Raw genomic sequence first — 14,868 nt, forward strand, 5'->3', positions numbered from 1 at the left:
AGGAGGATCTTTCAGCGGTGCCTTTGCCGGTGAGGGCCGATCTCTCCTCATAGGGACGACCGGCGATCATTTCCCTATCGCTCGCCGGATGGCGATGCGCCATACCCGGCGGGCCTCGGGGCCAGGCCGGATAAACGCCGCGGGCCGCACGCCAGCCACCCACAGGATCTCATCCCGCTCGTTGACCAGCAGCGGCCATCGCTCGCGCCATGCCTGAGGGATCTTTTGATGGATCAGGAGGGTCTTCAGGCGCACCGGGCCGGGCATCCCGGCCGGGTGAAAGCGATCTCCCGGACGACGAACTCGGAAAGCCAGGTGGGTCCCCGCACGCTCTGCGTCCAGGTAAAGGGTCCATGGATCCGCATGCTGCAGCCGGATGGGATCCCAGGCAGAGATTTCCTCCCAGATCGCCACCCACCGGCCATCGGGCCATGGGGTCTCTCCGGGGCGTAGCGGCAAGGGAGCGGTCAGCAGGGGAAGGTCTGGATCCGGCCAGACGGCGCCTGTGCGGGCGATCATCAGATTCCCATAGGCTACCACCACCCGCAGATCTTCAGGCCAGGTCAGCATGCTCCCTGTCCTCCCTTCCTCAGCGATCCGGATCGCCTTCTCTACATGCTCAAATCCCAGGTCCCGCAGGCGGCGGGCCAGACGGAAGGCGGCTTCCCGCAAGGCCATGCGCCGGAGGCTCAGGGGGAGGCTCCGCCAGCGGGCGAGGTCGAAGACAATGCGCTCCGGTTCTTCGCTGACGACGACGGTGGGCCAGACCTGACGAAGGGTCTGCTCCAAGAACTCATAATCCGCCGCGAGGGCCTCGGCCATCCGCCACCAGGTTTCCCGCAGCCGGGGGTTCAGACGCTCCAGGAAGGGAAGCACCTCGTGGCGCAGCCGATTGCGGAAAAATGTGAGGTCCAGGTTCGATCGGTCGAAACGGGGCGTCAGCCTTTTGGCCTGAAGATAAGCTTCGATTTCCCGCCGCCAGATTCCCAGAAGGGGCCGCACGAGCCAGAGTCCCTCCGGGGGTTGGCGCAGCAGACCATGGTATTCCGGGAGGGGCATGCGAGGGCGCATACCCCGCAAGCCTGCCAGGCCGCTTCCTCGCAAAAGATGCATCAGCACCGTTTCCACCTGATCATCCGCATGATGAGCGACCGCGATGGTGTGGCTCCCCACCCGGGCGGCGACCTCGGCCAGGAAGGTGTAGCGGGCCTGGCGGGCTGCTTCCTCGAGGGAAAGACCCTCCTGCTCGGCCAGCGCGTGGACATCCATCCGTTCAACGGTGCACGGCAGCCCCCAGGCCCGGGCCAGCTCCGCTACGAAGGCCGCATCGGCGTCCGCTTCCGCTCCGCGCAGGCCGTGGTGGAGATGGGCGACGTGAACGGTGATCCCGAATTCCGGGGCCAGATCCCGCAGCACATCCAGCAGGCACAGGGAATCCGGCCCGCCGGAAACGCCCACCACAACCGGCTCCCCAGAGGCGAAGAGCTGAAAGCGAAGAGCGGCCTCGCGGACTGCTCGCCGCACGGTGGCGATCGCCCGTTTTTCCATGGATCGGGTTCTCCATCCAGATGGGTAGGCGGGGGCATGCTCCCATATCCTGGTTCATCGCATCCCTCAGGCCCCTAGCTCCTGGAGGAATCCCCGGACCGCCTCGTTGAACGCCTCGGGAGCCTCCACATTGGCCAGGTGGCCGGCTCGGGGGATCACCACCAGCTGGGCGCGGGGGATCCCTTCCGCCATCTGGCGGGTAAGATCCGGTGGGGTTACCGCATCCTCCTCGCCGACGAGCACCAGCGTCGGCACCTGAATGGAGGGAAGGAGCTCCGTGCGGTCCGGCCGTTCGGCCATCGCTTGCAGCGCGCCGATGAGCCCGGCGGCGGGGTTTGTGAGCATCTTGCGTCGAAGGGTTTCCACCAGCTCCGGCCGCTCGCGTTGCGTGGTGGCGCCGAACAAACGAGGAAGGAACGCCTCCACCGCGGCGGGTGTTCCCTCGGCTCGGATTCGTTCGATCAGCGCGTATCGGTTCGCCCGGGCCTCCGGGGCATCGGCCTGATGCCGGGTGTCAGCCAGGATCAGGGCCCGGACCCGTTCCGGATAAGCCGCATAGAAGGCGAAGGCGACATAGCCACCCATCGAAAGCCCGGCCAGCACCACCCGATCGATCCCCAGTGTATCCAGCAATCCCCGCAGGTCGGCCGCGTAGGTTTCCATCGTATATGGACCTTCCGGCGCACTGCTGCCTCCGAATCCGCGCAAATCCACGGTGATCGAGTGGGCGATATCGGCCAGGGCATGGACCTGCGGGTCCCAGAGCCAGCGCCCCAGGGGAAAGCCGTGGATCCAGAGCACTGGGATCCCCTGGCCGCGGACGTCATAGACGAGGCGAATCCCGTCGATCGTTGCGAACGGCATGATTTCCTCCCTGGAATGGGATGATTCCCCAGGATCGAGCCCCCAGGGAGGGAGAAGATCTGAGGGCTCGACGCCATGCGGGCCTCCAGGTTTTTATCATAACTCAACTTGCAAGTGGGATCCCCCCGGGAGGCAGAAAGGGTTCTTTCCCTGGTTGTGGAAGCGTCGCTCGGTGAGTTGAGCTATGATTAAGAGGCGACATCGCCAGGAATCCCGGAGGAGGGCGAAACGTGCGCCGCGAGGGACATTGGTTGCTGGTGGGGGGAGTCCTGGGTGCTCTGTTTGGGGTCCTGGCGGCCTATCTTTATGTGCGGGCCCGACAGGAGCGCGGAGGAAGCGCACGGCCATCCCCGGCCGCCATGGTCCAGGGCGCTGTCACCCTGGTCACCCTGTTGCGCCAGATCGTCGAGATGGCGGAGGGAAAGGGCCGCCGTTCATGATCTTGTGGTAGCCGGCTCCCTGCGGAGGGTCAAAGAAAGAGGCAGAGAGAAAGCAATGCGTTCACGTGAAGATGGAGGTTCTCATGGATGAGATTCTGGAGCGCGTGAAAACAAACCGTCCTGCTCTGGAACGATGGCTTCGACTTCTGCCTGGTTATGCGGGATACAAAGAGAAGGAGCAGCGGCGGGATGCGGATCGGATCCTTCGGGAAACCATCCGTCAACGGCTTCGGGAGCTCGCCGATCGTCTCCTGGGGCTCCAGCGGGAGCTTTCGGAACGAGATCTCTCCCGGGTCGATGAGATCGATCGGGTAGTCCGTCGGATCCAGACGCTGGCCGATCAGGTGGGGGTGGCACGATATGGTTACGCGGGCTTCTTCGATGCCGTCCGCATTGGGGAAGCGGAGCTGGAGGCGCTCTACCGGTTCGATGCGGATCTCCTTCAGAAGATCGAGGAGCTGCAAGGGAGCCTTGACGCTCTGGCCCAGGCGATCCGCGGGGGCGGTGATCTTCCGGCCGCCCTGCGCCCGCTGGAAAGCCAGCTTCAGGAGCTTCAGGGGTTGTGGGAGCGGCGTTTGGAGCTCCTGATCCGCGCCGCATAAGCGTCTTTCCTCCCGGGGGCTTCCAGGACCAGCCTGGCCCTGGCGCTGTGGCCTGAGGGATCATATACAAGAGGAACGGGAAGCGCTCGGATTTGACACAAATCGAGTTTGTTGATATATTGTTAATTTGCGACTTGCAAACCCCATAGAAGACCGCTGGAAGCTTCACGCGGGGGGTGGGATTGGCCTTTTCAGGGCCAGTCATGGGAGGGTAGGAAGATTGGCATGGGTTTTCCTAGAGATTCCAGAAAGATCCTCGATGGGAGTGATTCCGAATATCTCCCATCGGATCCCCAGCGGCGGAACTGCAGATCCCACGCGGATGTTCAAAAGCCACCTTTTGGGACCACGATGGCGCTCAGGGCTTGCACAGTTCGATGTCCATCCGGGAGGCGATAAGGCTCCTTCGGGCCTGCTCCTTGTCTCCCTGGGGCCTGAAGGCCTTCCGACGCATGGAGGTCCAGCCGCGCCGATCCTATCCGAAGTTATGCCGCGGGCTTCCTCTTGGGGTTTTGGGTCCACCCCGCTTGCCTGAATGGGAGCCCAGCAGTGGATGTCCGGATTGAACCGAGCATGCAAGCCTGAACGGGAGGGGGCGATCTGTGATGCTTCGAATCAATGGTGAGAAGCGCTACGCGCATATCCCGGAGATCCTGGAGCCGCCGAATCTGATCGAGATCCAGCATCGATCGTTCCAATGGTTTATCGAGGAGGGCCTCAAGGAGCTCTTTGATGAGATTTCTCCCATCGAGAGCGTGAACGGCCAGATGCGTTTGTATTTCCCGGGCAACAACCCGGTGGCCCGGCAGCTGAAGTTGCGCTACTGGTTCGATGAACCCAAATATACGGAGCTGGAGTGCCTGGAGCGGGACCTTACCTACGGCCGCGGGATGTGGGTTCAGGTGGCGCTGATCGTGGCCGGGCGGGAGCCCATGGTAAAGGATGTCTTCTTCGGGGAGCTCCCGTGGATCACCCGCAACGGCACGTTCATCTATAACGGCACCGAGCGGGTGGTGGTCTCCCAGCTGATCCGCTCGCCCGGTGTCTACTTTGATGTAGAGGAGGATCCCACGCTGGGCCGCCCCCTGGCGATGGCCAAGCTGATCCCGGATCGGGGCGTGTGGCTGGAGTTCGAGACCCGGCGCAATGACCTCTTGCTCCTTCGCTTCAACCGCCGTCGCACGGTGCCGGTCACCCTCTTCCTGCGTGCCCTGGCCGCGCTGGATGATGGGATCAGTGATCTCCTGAAGGAGGGGACCGACGAAGAGCTCCTGGAGCTGTTTCAGGATGTGGATACCCATCCGGATCATCCCTACATTTTGAGCACCCTCCACCAAGAGGGCCAGCTGGAGCCCCGGGAAGGTCGCACGCTGGCTCAGGAGGCCCTCGTCGAATTCTTCCGCCGGATGCGTCCGGGCGATCCACCGACGCTGGAGAACGCCACTTCTTTCCTCGCGGCCCAGCTTTTCGATCCGCACCGGTATGATCTGCACCGGGTCGGCCGGTATAAGATGAACCGGCGGCTGGAGCTTTCCATTCCGATTCACCATCGCACCCTCACCAAGCAGGATATTGTGGCCATCATCAAGGAGCTCATCCGCATCAACAACGGGCTGCGCCCGCCGGATGATATGGACCATCTGGGCAACCGGCGGGTGCGCACGGTGGGCGAGCTGATCCAGGCCAAGATGCGGGTGGGGCTGCGCCGGATGGAGCGGGTGGTTCAGGAGCGCATGAGCATTGCCGATCCTGCCACCGTCACCCCCTTACAGCTGATCAATATCCGCCCGGTCATGGCCGCGCTGCGGGAGTTCTTCGGCTCGAGCCAGCTTTCTCAGTTTATGGATCAGACGAATCCTCTCTCGGAGCTTACGCACAAGCGCACCCTTTCCGCGATGGGGCCAGGTGGTCTGCGGCGAGAGCGCGCTGGCTTTGAGGTGCGGGACGTCCACCTCAGCCACTACGGCCGGATCTGCCCGATCGAAACGCCGGAGGGGCCGAATATCGGTTTGATCGGCCGGCTGGCGATCTACAGCCGGGTGAATGAGTTCGGCTTCATCGAAACCCCCTACCGGAAGGTGCTGCGAGCCGTGCCCAATCAGCCGGAGGCCCTGATCGGCCGGATCCTGCGGGAGGATGTGGTGGATCCGGAGACTGGGGAGGTGATCGCACCGGCCGGGACAGAGGTGGACGCCGGCCTGGCGAAGCGGATTGCCCGTCTGCCGCTGAAGGAGATCCGGGTCCAGCCCTTTGTGACCCGGGAGATCGTGTATCTCACGGCTGATGAGGAAGAGCGGTATGTGATCGCCCAGGCGAATGTGGAGCTGGATGAGAAAGGGCACTTCAAGCAGGCCCGTGTCCCCGCCCGCCATATGGGGAAGTTCATGATGGAGGTCCCGGAGCGGATCGACTACATGGATGTGGCGCCGCGGCAGATTGTGGGGGTTTCAGCTTCCCTGATCCCCTTCCTGGAGCATGATGATGCCAACCGGGCCTTGATGGGTTCCAACATGCAACGCCAGGCGGTGCCGCTTCTGCGCCCCGAGGCCCCCATCGTGGCGACTGGGATGGAGCAGGTGGCGGCCCGGGATTCCGGCCACGTCCTCCTCTCGGAGGTGGATGGGGAGGTCGTCCAAGCCACGGCCGATGAGATCGTGATCCGGGGCACCAACCGGCGCCTGTATCGCTATCCGTTGCGGCGCTTCCAGCGGTCGAACCAGAGCACCTGCATCCATCAGCGCCCCCTGGTCTTCAAGGGCCAGCCGGTGAAGAGGGGCCAGGTCATCGCGGACTCCAGCAGCACGGATCAGGGGATGCTGGCCCTGGGCCGCAACCTGGTGGTGGCCTTCCTTTCGTGGGAGGGCCAGGTCTTTGAGGATGCGATTGTGATCAGCGAGCGGCTGGTGCAGGAGGACGTTTATTCCTCCATTCATATTGAGAAACACGAAGCCGAGGCTCGCGAAACCAAGTTGGGCCCGGAGGAGATCACGCGGGACATCCCCAATGTCGGCGAGGAGCAGCTCCGGGATCTGGACGAGAACGGGATCGTCCGCATTGGGGCGCTGGTGGGCCCGGGGGATATCCTGGTGGGCAAAGTCACACCGAAGGGAGAGCGGGAGATCACCCCGGAGGAGCGCCTGCTCCGGGCGATCTTCGGGGAGAAGGCCCATGAGGTGAAGGATTCCTCGTTGCGGATGCCGCACGGCGAGCATGGGAAGGTGATCGATGTGAAGCTTTTCACCCGCAAGGAATACCGGGAGCTCCCCGCCGGCGTGAACGCGGTGGTGCGGGTTTCAGTGGCCCAGTGGCGGAAGATCACCGAGGGCGACAAGATGGCCGGCCGTCACGGGAACAAGGGTGTGATCTCCAAGGTCGTGCCCATTGAGGATATGCCGTTCCTGCCCGATGGCACCCCAGTGGATATCATCCTGAACCCCTTGGGGGTGCCCAGCCGGATGAACATCGGCCAGCTTCTGGAGACCCATCTGGGCTGGGCGGCCTCGCGGCTGGGCTTCCGGGCGATCACCCCGGTGTTCGATGGGGCAGATGAGCAGGAGATCGAGGCGGAGCTGGCCCGGGCCTGGATGATCGACACGGCTTGGGAGGATGCCCGGCGCCAGTGCTGGGGCTGGCTGAAAGCCCAGGGTTATGAGCTCTCGGAGCTCCAGGATGATGCGGAGGCGCGTTTGCTCTATCTCTCGGCGATCCTGGGCGCCCGGGGCTACGATGTGGACCGTCTGGCCATCGATGAAGTTTACGCTCGCCGCAGCACCCTCCGGGAATGGCTCCGGGATCGGGGCTACGATCCGGATGAGATCCTGGTGTTCGAGGATGATCCACGCTCTCCGGAGGAACGTCGGAAGGCGGATGAAAAGGCCATCCTGGTGGGCCTGCGGCTGTGGATGGAGCGCCTCGGGGTGGATACACAAGGCATTCCCGACGAGCAGGTCCGCCAGCGGGCCACAGAGGTGATGCTGGAGACAGGCCAGCCGATGCCGATCCTGGGGAAGATGATCCTCTACGACGGCAAGACTGGCGAGCCCTTCGATCGGCCGGTGACCGTCGGGGTGATTTACATGATGAAGCTGGCCCATCTGGTGGAGGACAAGGTGCATGCTCGGTCCACGGGTCCTTACTCGCTGATCACCCAGCAGCCGCTGGGCGGCAAGGCGCAGTTCGGCGGGCAGCGGTTCGGCGAGATGGAGGTCTGGGCCCTGGAGGCCTACGGCGCGGCCTACACGCTCCAGGAGATGCTCACCGTCAAGTCGGATGACGTGCAGGGCCGCGTCAAGACCTATGAGGCCATCGTCAAAGGGCGGAAGATCGAGGAGCCCGGGCTGCCGGCCTCCTTTAAGGTGCTGGTCAAGGAGCTCCAGTCCTTGGCGGTGTCGGTGGAGGCGATCACGGATACCGGCGAGGTGATCCGCTTTGGGCGGGAGGAGGAGAAGCCGAAGCTGCCGCGCCTGCCCCTGGGCCTGCTGGATCTGGGGCCTGAGGAGGATGGGAAGGAAGGATAATCCTCTGACGGCCGTAGGAGGTAACGCGCATGTGCCGGGGATGCTCGAACCGAGCATCCCCGGTGTTGTTTTACGATCAATCTTAGGAGGAGACTCGAGGCGGATTTTTGAAGGGTTCCCCTCCCGGTCCCACGGATGAATTCCCTCCCTTATAATTCGGTAAGAGTCACGCCGTTAGGCTCCGTGCAGAGTTCTCCATGCCCGAGGAGGTCGTCATGGCCCTTTCCCGTGAGGAGGTAGAGCACATCGCGGAGCTGGCCAAACTGGCTTTGACAGATGAAGAGAAATCCCTGTATGCGGAGCAACTCTCTGCCATCCTGGACTATTTCCGCAAGCTTCAGGAAGTCGACACTTCGGATATCTCCCCGACGGCCACTGTCCTGCCGATCTGGAATGTCTTTCGGCCTGATGAGCCGGGCGAGCCGATGTCGCGAGAATGGCTGCTTCAAAACGCCCCCGCCCAGGCCGATGGCTGCTTCCAAGTGCAGCCGGTTCTGGAGGAATGAGGGGGGTAGGGGGATGAGGGCGAAAGCGGGCCGCCTTCCCCATGATCTCAGAAGGAGGCTTAGGTGATGGCTCCTTACGAGTGGACGATCTATGAGACCCTGGAGCATCTCCGTCGGGGAGAGATCTCGGCTGTGGAGGTCACTGAGTCCTACCTGACGCGCATCGAAACGCTGGATCCCATCCTGCATGCCTATTTGACGCTGACCCCGGATCTGGCGCTGGCCCAGGCCCGGGAGGCGGATGAACGGTGGGCGGCGTGGCGACGGGATCCGACCACGCCGTTCCCCCCGCTCAACGGGATCCCCTTAGCTATTAAAGATGTGATCTGCGTGCGGGGTGTGCGCTGCACATGCGGCTCCCGCATCCTGGAGAACTTCGTTCCGCCTTATGAGGCCACCGCCATCGCCCGGTTGCGAGAGGCCGGCGCGGTGTTCCTGGGGAAAACGAACACCGATGAGTTCGCGATGGGTTCTTCCACGGAGAACTCTGCCTTCGGCCCGACCCGCAACCCCTGGGATCTGGAGCGGGTGCCGGGAGGCTCCTCAGGGGGCAGCGCGGCGGCGGTCGCGGCCGGCCTCTGTGCCGGGGCCCTGGGCACGGACACGGGCGGTTCGGTTCGTCAGCCGGCCGCGCTATGCGGGGTCGTCGGGTTGAAGCCGACCTATGGTCGGGTTTCCCGTTACGGCCTGGTGGCCTATGGCTCTTCCCTGGATCAGATCGGGACGATCACCAAAGACGTGCGGGATGCGGCGATCCTGTTGCAGTGGATCGCTGGGCCTGATCCCCGGGATGCCACTTCATGGCCCGCGCCGGTCCCCGATTATACCCGGGCGCTGATTCCTGATCTGAAGGGTGTGCGGGTAGGCGTTCCCCCTGAGTATTTCATCCCCGGGATGCAGCCGGAGGTGGAGAGGGCGGTTCGAGAAGCTATCGAGGTGCTGGCGGAGCTGGGGGCTGAAGTCGTAGAGGTCTCCCTTCCCCACACGGCCTACGCCCTGCCCACGTATTACATGATCGCCCCGGCAGAGGCCTCCGCGAACCTGGCCCGTTACGACGGGGTCAAATACGGCCTCCGCATCCAGGGGGAAACGATCTGGGATACCTATCGCCTGACCCGGGGATACGGCTTCGGCTCGGAGGTCAAGCGACGGATCATGCTGGGAACTTACGCCTTATCCGCCGGCTACTATGACGCCTATTATCTGAAAGCCCAGAAAGTGCGCACGCTGATCCGACGGGATTTCGAGCAGGCCTTTGAAAGGGTGGACGTCATGGTCTGCCCCACTTCCCCGACGACCGCTTTCCGGCTCGGCGAGCGAACATCCGATCCGCTTCAGATGTATCTGGCGGATATCTTCACCATCACGGCGAATCTGGCCGGGATCTGCGGCATCAGCGTTCCCTGTGGCTTTGACCACCAGGGACTTCCCATCGGCTTGCAGATCCTGGGGCCCGCGCTGGGCGAGGAGAAGATCCTGCGGGTGGCTTACGCCTACGAGCAGGCCACGCCCTGGCATCGTCGCCGGCCGCCCTTGACCGCCGTCGACCATCCGGGCGGATCCTTGGGGTCCGGATAACGCTCCGGATCGCCGGCTGGAGGATAGACGGATCCGATGAGCGGGGAGGTCATTCCAGCGGGCTCACGCCCGCCAAAATTTCTCCGTAATATAAGGTTGCGATGGGCGCGCTCCGGCACTTGTTGCTCCTGCCTGCAGGAGCCGACTGGCGATGGATGGAAGCGTCCCGCTTCTACATCGAACGGTTCCGGGTGATCCCCACCACGAACCCGGAGCTCGCACTTATGCTTCCCGGCGAGTCGCTGATTGTGTCGCTGGTCCTTCCGGATGGGCGCCCAGGGCATACGGCGGCCCAGCTTCGCCAGCGTCGACCTTCTATTCACCTGGATGTGCTCTTCGCCCCCACGCCGGAACGCCTGCAAAGGATCCTGGATGCCCGCACAGCCCACGGCGCTCGGCTGGGCCGAGGGCTACGGGTCGTCACCACGGATCGCCTGAACGTCCGGGGCGGGCCGGGGTTCTCCGCCCCGATCATCGGTCGTCTGGAGGCGGGCGTTGAGGTGGAGGTGGTGGGACAGAGCGCGGATGGCGCGTGGTGGGCTATCCTGGATCCGATACGCCGGGAACGCGCATGGATCGCTGCCGCGTATACCCGGGTGATCGCAGGGATCCCGGAGACCGTGCCGGTCCTCCTGGTGCAGCTTCCCCGAGTTCGCGCCCGGGCTTCGCTTGCGGTCCGTCAGGAACCGGATCCCGGGGCGCCGATCCTGGGCCAGCTCCCCGAGGGGGCGGAGCGGGAAGCCCTCGGGCAATCGGAAGGAGGACGATGGATCCAGGTTGCCTTTCCCGATGCTGCCCATACGGGCTGGGTGCCGACGGAGGGCCTGGAGATCCTGGGGGGAGCCCTGGAGGAGTTGCCCGTCCATCCATCGAGGCGCTGGCTGCAGCCTCCGGTGAAGCCGCCGGTGGTCCATCGTGCCTTCGGAGCCGATCCGGATTCCTTCGCGGCGTGGGGGTTGCCCGGCCATGAGGGCGTGGACTTCCGGGCTCCACCCGGCGAACCCGTTTATGCGGCTGCGGAAGGGATCGTGGTGATGGCTGCGGAACGTCCGGATCATCCCTATGGGACCCAGGTTCGGATTCAGCATCCAAGGCCGGATGGCATTTACGTTACGATTTATGGTCACCTCATGCCGGGCGCCTTGGAAGTTCAGGTGGGGGAGCGAGTGCAACCCGGACAGCCGCTGGGGCGGGCGGGATCCAGGGGGTTTGTCCATTGGATGCTGAAGAAAGCGGGGGCGCGGAACGGGCCGTATGGGGACATCCTGGACCCGATGCCCTATTTGTGTCTATGATAGAGCGCCGCGGGGGCCACGTGGGGAACGGGGTGGGCTGCCTTCGGTAGCTCGCCGGGTCTTCTGAGCGCCACATCTTCCCTTCAGGAGTTCGGCCATGAGCCAGGTTCGGATCGTGCGCCATCCTGTCGTTCAGCACAAGCTCACCGAGTTGCGGGACCAGCGAACAGGCCCCAAGCGGTTTCGGGAGCTGCTGCGCGAGATGACCCCCCTTTTGTTCTATGAGGCCACCTGGGATCTGGAGGTGGAGGAGGTTCCTGTGAGCACCCCCATGGGAGAGGCTCGGGGGCAGCGCCTGCGGGGAACCATGGGCTTGGTCCCCATCCTGCGGGCCGGGCTCGGGATGGTGGAGGGGGCCCTGCAGGTGTTCCCGGAGGCTCAGGTTTGGCATCTCGGGATCTATCGGGATGAGCGCACCCTGCAGCCGATCGCATACTACAACCGGTTGCCTCCCCAACCCACCGTGACGTGGTGCTTCGTTCTGGATCCGATGCTGGCGACCGGAGGATCAGCAGTGGCCGCGGTGGATATCCTGAAGCGATGGGGAGTGCCACACATTGTCTTTGTGGGTTTAATCGCCGCTCCGGAGGGGCTGGATCGCTTCACTCAGGCTCATCCGGAGATCCCCGTTTATGTGGCGGCGGTGGATAGCCACCTGAACCCCCACGGCTTCATCGTGCCCGGCTTAGGGGACGCAGGCGATCGCCAGTTTGGAACTGGGGTTTCTTGAGCTTCCCCATGGAGAGCGGGATGGAAGAGGGCCTGACCCTCATCCTGACCCATGAGAACGCGGATTTCGACGCCGTCGCCGCGCAGTTGGCGGCGGCCAGGCTCTACCCGCGGGCGATCCCCGTGCTTCCCCGTCGGATGAACCGGAATGTGCGCGCCTTCCTCAACCTGTATGGGGATCAGCTGCCGTTTATGCTCCCGGACGAGCTGATCCGGCGCCCCGTGGATCAGGTCATCCTGGTGGATGCGCAGACGATGGCGACCGTGCGGGGGATAGGGCCCCAGACGCGGGTGCAGATCATCGATCATCATCCGCTGGCGCGGGATCTTCCCCCGGGGTGGACTTACCATGGCGAGCCGGTCGGGGCTACCACCACGCTCCTGGTTGAGGGGCTGGCCGAGCGGGGGATGGGCCTGACGTGGGTGGAGGCCACGTTGATGTTGCTGGGGATTTATGAGGACACGGGCTCCCTGAGCTATCCCTCGACCACTCCTCGCGACCTGCGGGCGGCCGCCTGGCTGATCGAGCGCGGGGCGGATCTAGCGGTTCTGGGCGAGTTCCTCCATCACCCGATGACGGAGGCCCAGCGTCGCCTGTATGATCGCCTGGTGGAATCAGCAGAGACCCGGGAGATCAAGGGACACACTGTGGTGATCGCCGCGGCCCGAGCGGATGGTTTTATGGAGGAGGTCTCCACCATCGCCCATCGGCTCCGGGATCTTTTCGAACCCTCCGCCCTCTTCGTGCTGGTGGAGTTCGACGGGCATATCCAGATGGTCTGTCGCACCACAACGGATGACATCGATGCCAGCGGTGTGGCCGCCCACTTCGGCGGCGGCGGCCACGCCCGAGCAGCGGCCGCGGTGATCCGGGATCGCTCCCTCGAGGAGGTTCGGGAGGAGCTGCTGCAGATCCTGCCCCGCCACATCCGACCTGCTGTGACGGTGGCGGAGATCATGTCCCGTGGCGTTCGTGTTCTCCCCCCAGATTTACCCATCAGTGAGGCGGCAAAGGAGATGCAGCGGACCGGCCATGAGGGCTTCCCGGTGGTTCATGGCGGTCGGGTCATCGGGCTGCTCACCCGTCGCGCCGTCGACCGGGCGCTCCATCATGGTCTGGAGGGGCAGCCGGTGGAACGGGTGATGGAGAAGGGCGAGATTTTCGTCCTCCCCTCCGATCCGGTGGAGAAGGTGCAGCGTCTGATGATCGAGACCGGTTGGGGGCAGATCCCAGTGGTGGAGGATGGGGAGGTGGTGGGCATCGTCACCCGAACCGATCTGATCAAGCTATGGGGGGAGCGCCTGCGGGTCCGCCCCCGCCTCAGCGTGGTCTCCGCGATGGAGGTGGCGTTTCCACCCTCCTGGCTGGCCCTCGTGCGGGAGATCGGCGCGACGGCACAGTCCATGGGCTTCATCGCTTACTTCGTGGGCGGCCTGGTCCGCGATCTCATCCTGAATCACCCCCTTGTCGATGTGGACATTGTGGTGGAGGGGGATGCGATCGCCCTGGCGGATGCGATGCGCGCGCGCTACGGGGGGCGGGTGGTGGCCCATCGGCGCTTCGGCACTGCCAAGTGGTTGCTGGAGGGGGTAACGATCGCCACACCGGCCGGGCCGGTGAAGGGATTGAAGGCGATCGACTTCGTCACGGCCCGTCGCGAGTTCTACGCCCATCCCACGGCACTGCCGCAGGTGGAACCCAGCTCGATCAAGCAGGATCTGCACCGGCGGGACTTCACCATCAATACGCTCGCGGTTTGTCTGAACCCGGACCGATTCGGGGAGCTCCTGGACTTCTATGGAGGGCTCCAGGATCTCCAGCGAGGCCTCATCCGCGTGCTGCATTCCCTGAGCTTTGTGGAGGATCCCACTCGGATCCTGCGGGCGGCCCGGCTGGAGGCGCGCTTGGGGTTCCGGGTGGAACCCCGGACCGAGGAGCTCATCCATCATGCGGTGGATCTCCTGGCACGGGTGAGCGGGGAACGCATCCGCCACGAGATGGAGCTGATCCTGGCGGAGGCCGAGCCCGAGCGCATCCTGGCCCGACTGGAGGAATGGCGAGCGCTCGCCTTTGTGATGCCTGGACTCCAGGCGGATGCGTGGCTGCGGGAGCGTTTCCAGGTCATGCGGAGCGCGCTGGAGCAGGGAGAGTGGCGGGTGATCGAAGAGCCGCCGGAGCGCTGGCGGATCCTGGCGGGATGGGGTGTGATGAGCTATCGTTTGTCTGCCGTCCAGCTGGAGCAGGCCATCCGCCGACTGCGCTTCCCGGCGCGGGATGCAAATGTGTTGCGGGGCATCCAAGAGATCAAGGGGAAACTGGATCGACTGGCGGAGCCGCTGAAGCCCAGCACCATCGCCGAGCATCTGGATCTTTACCCGGCGATTGCTCTCTTCGTGGTCTGGGTCGCCGCGCCTATGAGCCGGGCTCGGGAGAACCTCTATCAGTATGCCCATCACTGGCGAGGGGTTCGACCGATCCTGCGAGGGGACGATCTGCGGCGGCTGGGTATCCCACCGGGCCCGGCCATCGGGCAGATGCTGCGCGCCCTGCGGGCGGCCCGCCTCGATGGCGAGGTGCAGACCCGGGAGGATGAGATCGCATTCGTGAAAGAACGCCTTTCACGGCTGTCGGGTCCGGATTCCCATCCGCAATCATCGGCTGGCCGCCAGGGCGGATCCCAAACATCGTAAGAGGTTGGGTTTCGCTGAGCAAGATTTGCTCCGTGAGGATGAAGTGGGCGTCTGACCAGCCCCCTGGCGGCGAAGGCCAGGGAGGGATAACCTAGGTG

10 protein-coding genes are annotated in these 14,868 nt (G+C 64.2%); 8 read left to right on the plus strand and 2 right to left on the minus strand.

Annotated features, from left to right (window positions below):
* Window positions 1-66: 66 nt before the first annotated feature.
* On the minus strand, window positions 67-1,548 hold the full coding sequence (tilS, locus tag ACFMO3_RS02340; RefSeq protein ID WP_376788826.1) for a tRNA lysidine(34) synthetase TilS: 1,482 nt from the start codon (window positions 1,546-1,548) through the stop codon (window positions 67-69).
* A gap of 66 nt (window positions 1,549-1,614) precedes the next feature.
* Window positions 1,615-2,412, minus strand: coding sequence for an alpha/beta fold hydrolase (locus ACFMO3_RS02345; RefSeq protein WP_376788827.1), 798 nt, complete (start codon window positions 2,410-2,412; stop codon window positions 1,615-1,617).
* A gap of 230 nt (window positions 2,413-2,642) precedes the next feature.
* Here ACFMO3_RS02345 and ACFMO3_RS02350 point away from each other — a divergent pair, with 230 nt between their 5' ends.
* The 8 genes from ACFMO3_RS02350 (at window position 2,643) to ACFMO3_RS02385 (ending at window position 14,770) form a co-directional block, all read left to right on the plus strand.
* Window positions 2,643-2,852, plus strand: a complete 210-nt coding sequence (locus ACFMO3_RS02350) for a hypothetical protein (RefSeq protein WP_376788828.1) — start codon at window positions 2,643-2,645, stop codon at window positions 2,850-2,852.
* Window positions 2,853-2,935: 83 nt separating this feature from the next.
* Window positions 2,936-3,454: a hypothetical protein gene (locus tag ACFMO3_RS02355; protein WP_376788829.1), complete on the plus strand. Its 519-nt coding sequence runs from the start codon at window positions 2,936-2,938 to the stop codon at window positions 3,452-3,454.
* A gap of 605 nt (window positions 3,455-4,059) precedes the next feature.
* Window positions 4,060-7,971: a DNA-directed RNA polymerase subunit beta gene (locus ACFMO3_RS02360; RefSeq protein WP_376788830.1), complete on the plus strand. Its 3,912-nt coding sequence runs from the start codon at window positions 4,060-4,062 to the stop codon at window positions 7,969-7,971.
* Window positions 7,972-8,186: 215 nt separating this feature from the next.
* Window positions 8,187-8,477 (plus strand): Asp-tRNA(Asn)/Glu-tRNA(Gln) amidotransferase subunit GatC, encoded by a 291-nt coding sequence (gatC, locus tag ACFMO3_RS02365; RefSeq protein ID WP_376788831.1) that lies wholly within the window; start codon window positions 8,187-8,189, stop codon window positions 8,475-8,477.
* A gap of 66 nt (window positions 8,478-8,543) precedes the next feature.
* Window positions 8,544-10,055, plus strand: a complete 1,512-nt coding sequence (gene gatA, locus ACFMO3_RS02370; RefSeq protein ID WP_376788832.1) for an Asp-tRNA(Asn)/Glu-tRNA(Gln) amidotransferase subunit GatA — start codon at window positions 8,544-8,546, stop codon at window positions 10,053-10,055.
* A gap of 155 nt (window positions 10,056-10,210) precedes the next feature.
* Complete coding sequence (locus tag ACFMO3_RS02375) at window positions 10,211-11,350, plus strand: SH3 domain-containing protein (RefSeq protein ID WP_376788833.1); 1,140 nt, start codon at window positions 10,211-10,213, stop codon at window positions 11,348-11,350.
* A gap of 97 nt (window positions 11,351-11,447) precedes the next feature.
* Window positions 11,448-12,080 carry a uracil phosphoribosyltransferase gene (upp, locus tag ACFMO3_RS02380; RefSeq protein ID WP_376788834.1) on the plus strand — a complete coding sequence of 211 codons (633 nt, stop codon included), beginning with the start codon at window positions 11,448-11,450 and terminating at the stop codon, window positions 12,078-12,080.
* 20 nt (window positions 12,081-12,100) lie between these two features.
* Window positions 12,101-14,770 (plus strand): CBS domain-containing protein, encoded by a 2,670-nt coding sequence (locus tag ACFMO3_RS02385; RefSeq protein WP_376788835.1) that lies wholly within the window; start codon window positions 12,101-12,103, stop codon window positions 14,768-14,770.
* Window positions 14,771-14,868 lie beyond the last annotated feature (98 nt).

Source organism: Thermoflexus sp., assembly GCF_042408815.1.
Taxonomy (GTDB): domain Bacteria; phylum Chloroflexota; class Anaerolineae; order Thermoflexales; family Thermoflexaceae; genus Thermoflexus.

Excerpts from the sequence above, each read along its gene's own strand:
- tilS (WP_376788826.1), bottom strand. The coding sequence starts at position 1,548 with ATGGAAAAACGGGCGATCGCCACCGTGCGGCGAGCAGTCCGCGAGGCC.
- ACFMO3_RS02345 (WP_376788827.1), bottom strand. The coding sequence starts at position 2,412 with ATGCCGTTCGCAACGATCGACGGGATTCGCCTCGTCTATGACGTCCGC.
- ACFMO3_RS02355 (WP_376788829.1), top strand. The coding sequence starts at position 2,936 with ATGGATGAGATTCTGGAGCGCGTGAAAACAAACCGTCCTGCTCTGGAA.
- ACFMO3_RS02360 (WP_376788830.1), top strand. The coding sequence starts at position 4,060 with ATGCTTCGAATCAATGGTGAGAAGCGCTACGCGCATATCCCGGAGATC.
- gatC (WP_376788831.1), top strand. The coding sequence starts at position 8,187 with ATGGCCCTTTCCCGTGAGGAGGTAGAGCACATCGCGGAGCTGGCCAAA.
- gatA (WP_376788832.1), top strand. The coding sequence starts at position 8,544 with ATGGCTCCTTACGAGTGGACGATCTATGAGACCCTGGAGCATCTCCGT.
- ACFMO3_RS02375 (WP_376788833.1), top strand. The coding sequence starts at position 10,211 with ATGGAAGCGTCCCGCTTCTACATCGAACGGTTCCGGGTGATCCCCACC.
- upp (WP_376788834.1), top strand. The coding sequence starts at position 11,448 with ATGAGCCAGGTTCGGATCGTGCGCCATCCTGTCGTTCAGCACAAGCTC.
- ACFMO3_RS02385 (WP_376788835.1), top strand. The coding sequence starts at position 12,101 with ATGGAAGAGGGCCTGACCCTCATCCTGACCCATGAGAACGCGGATTTC.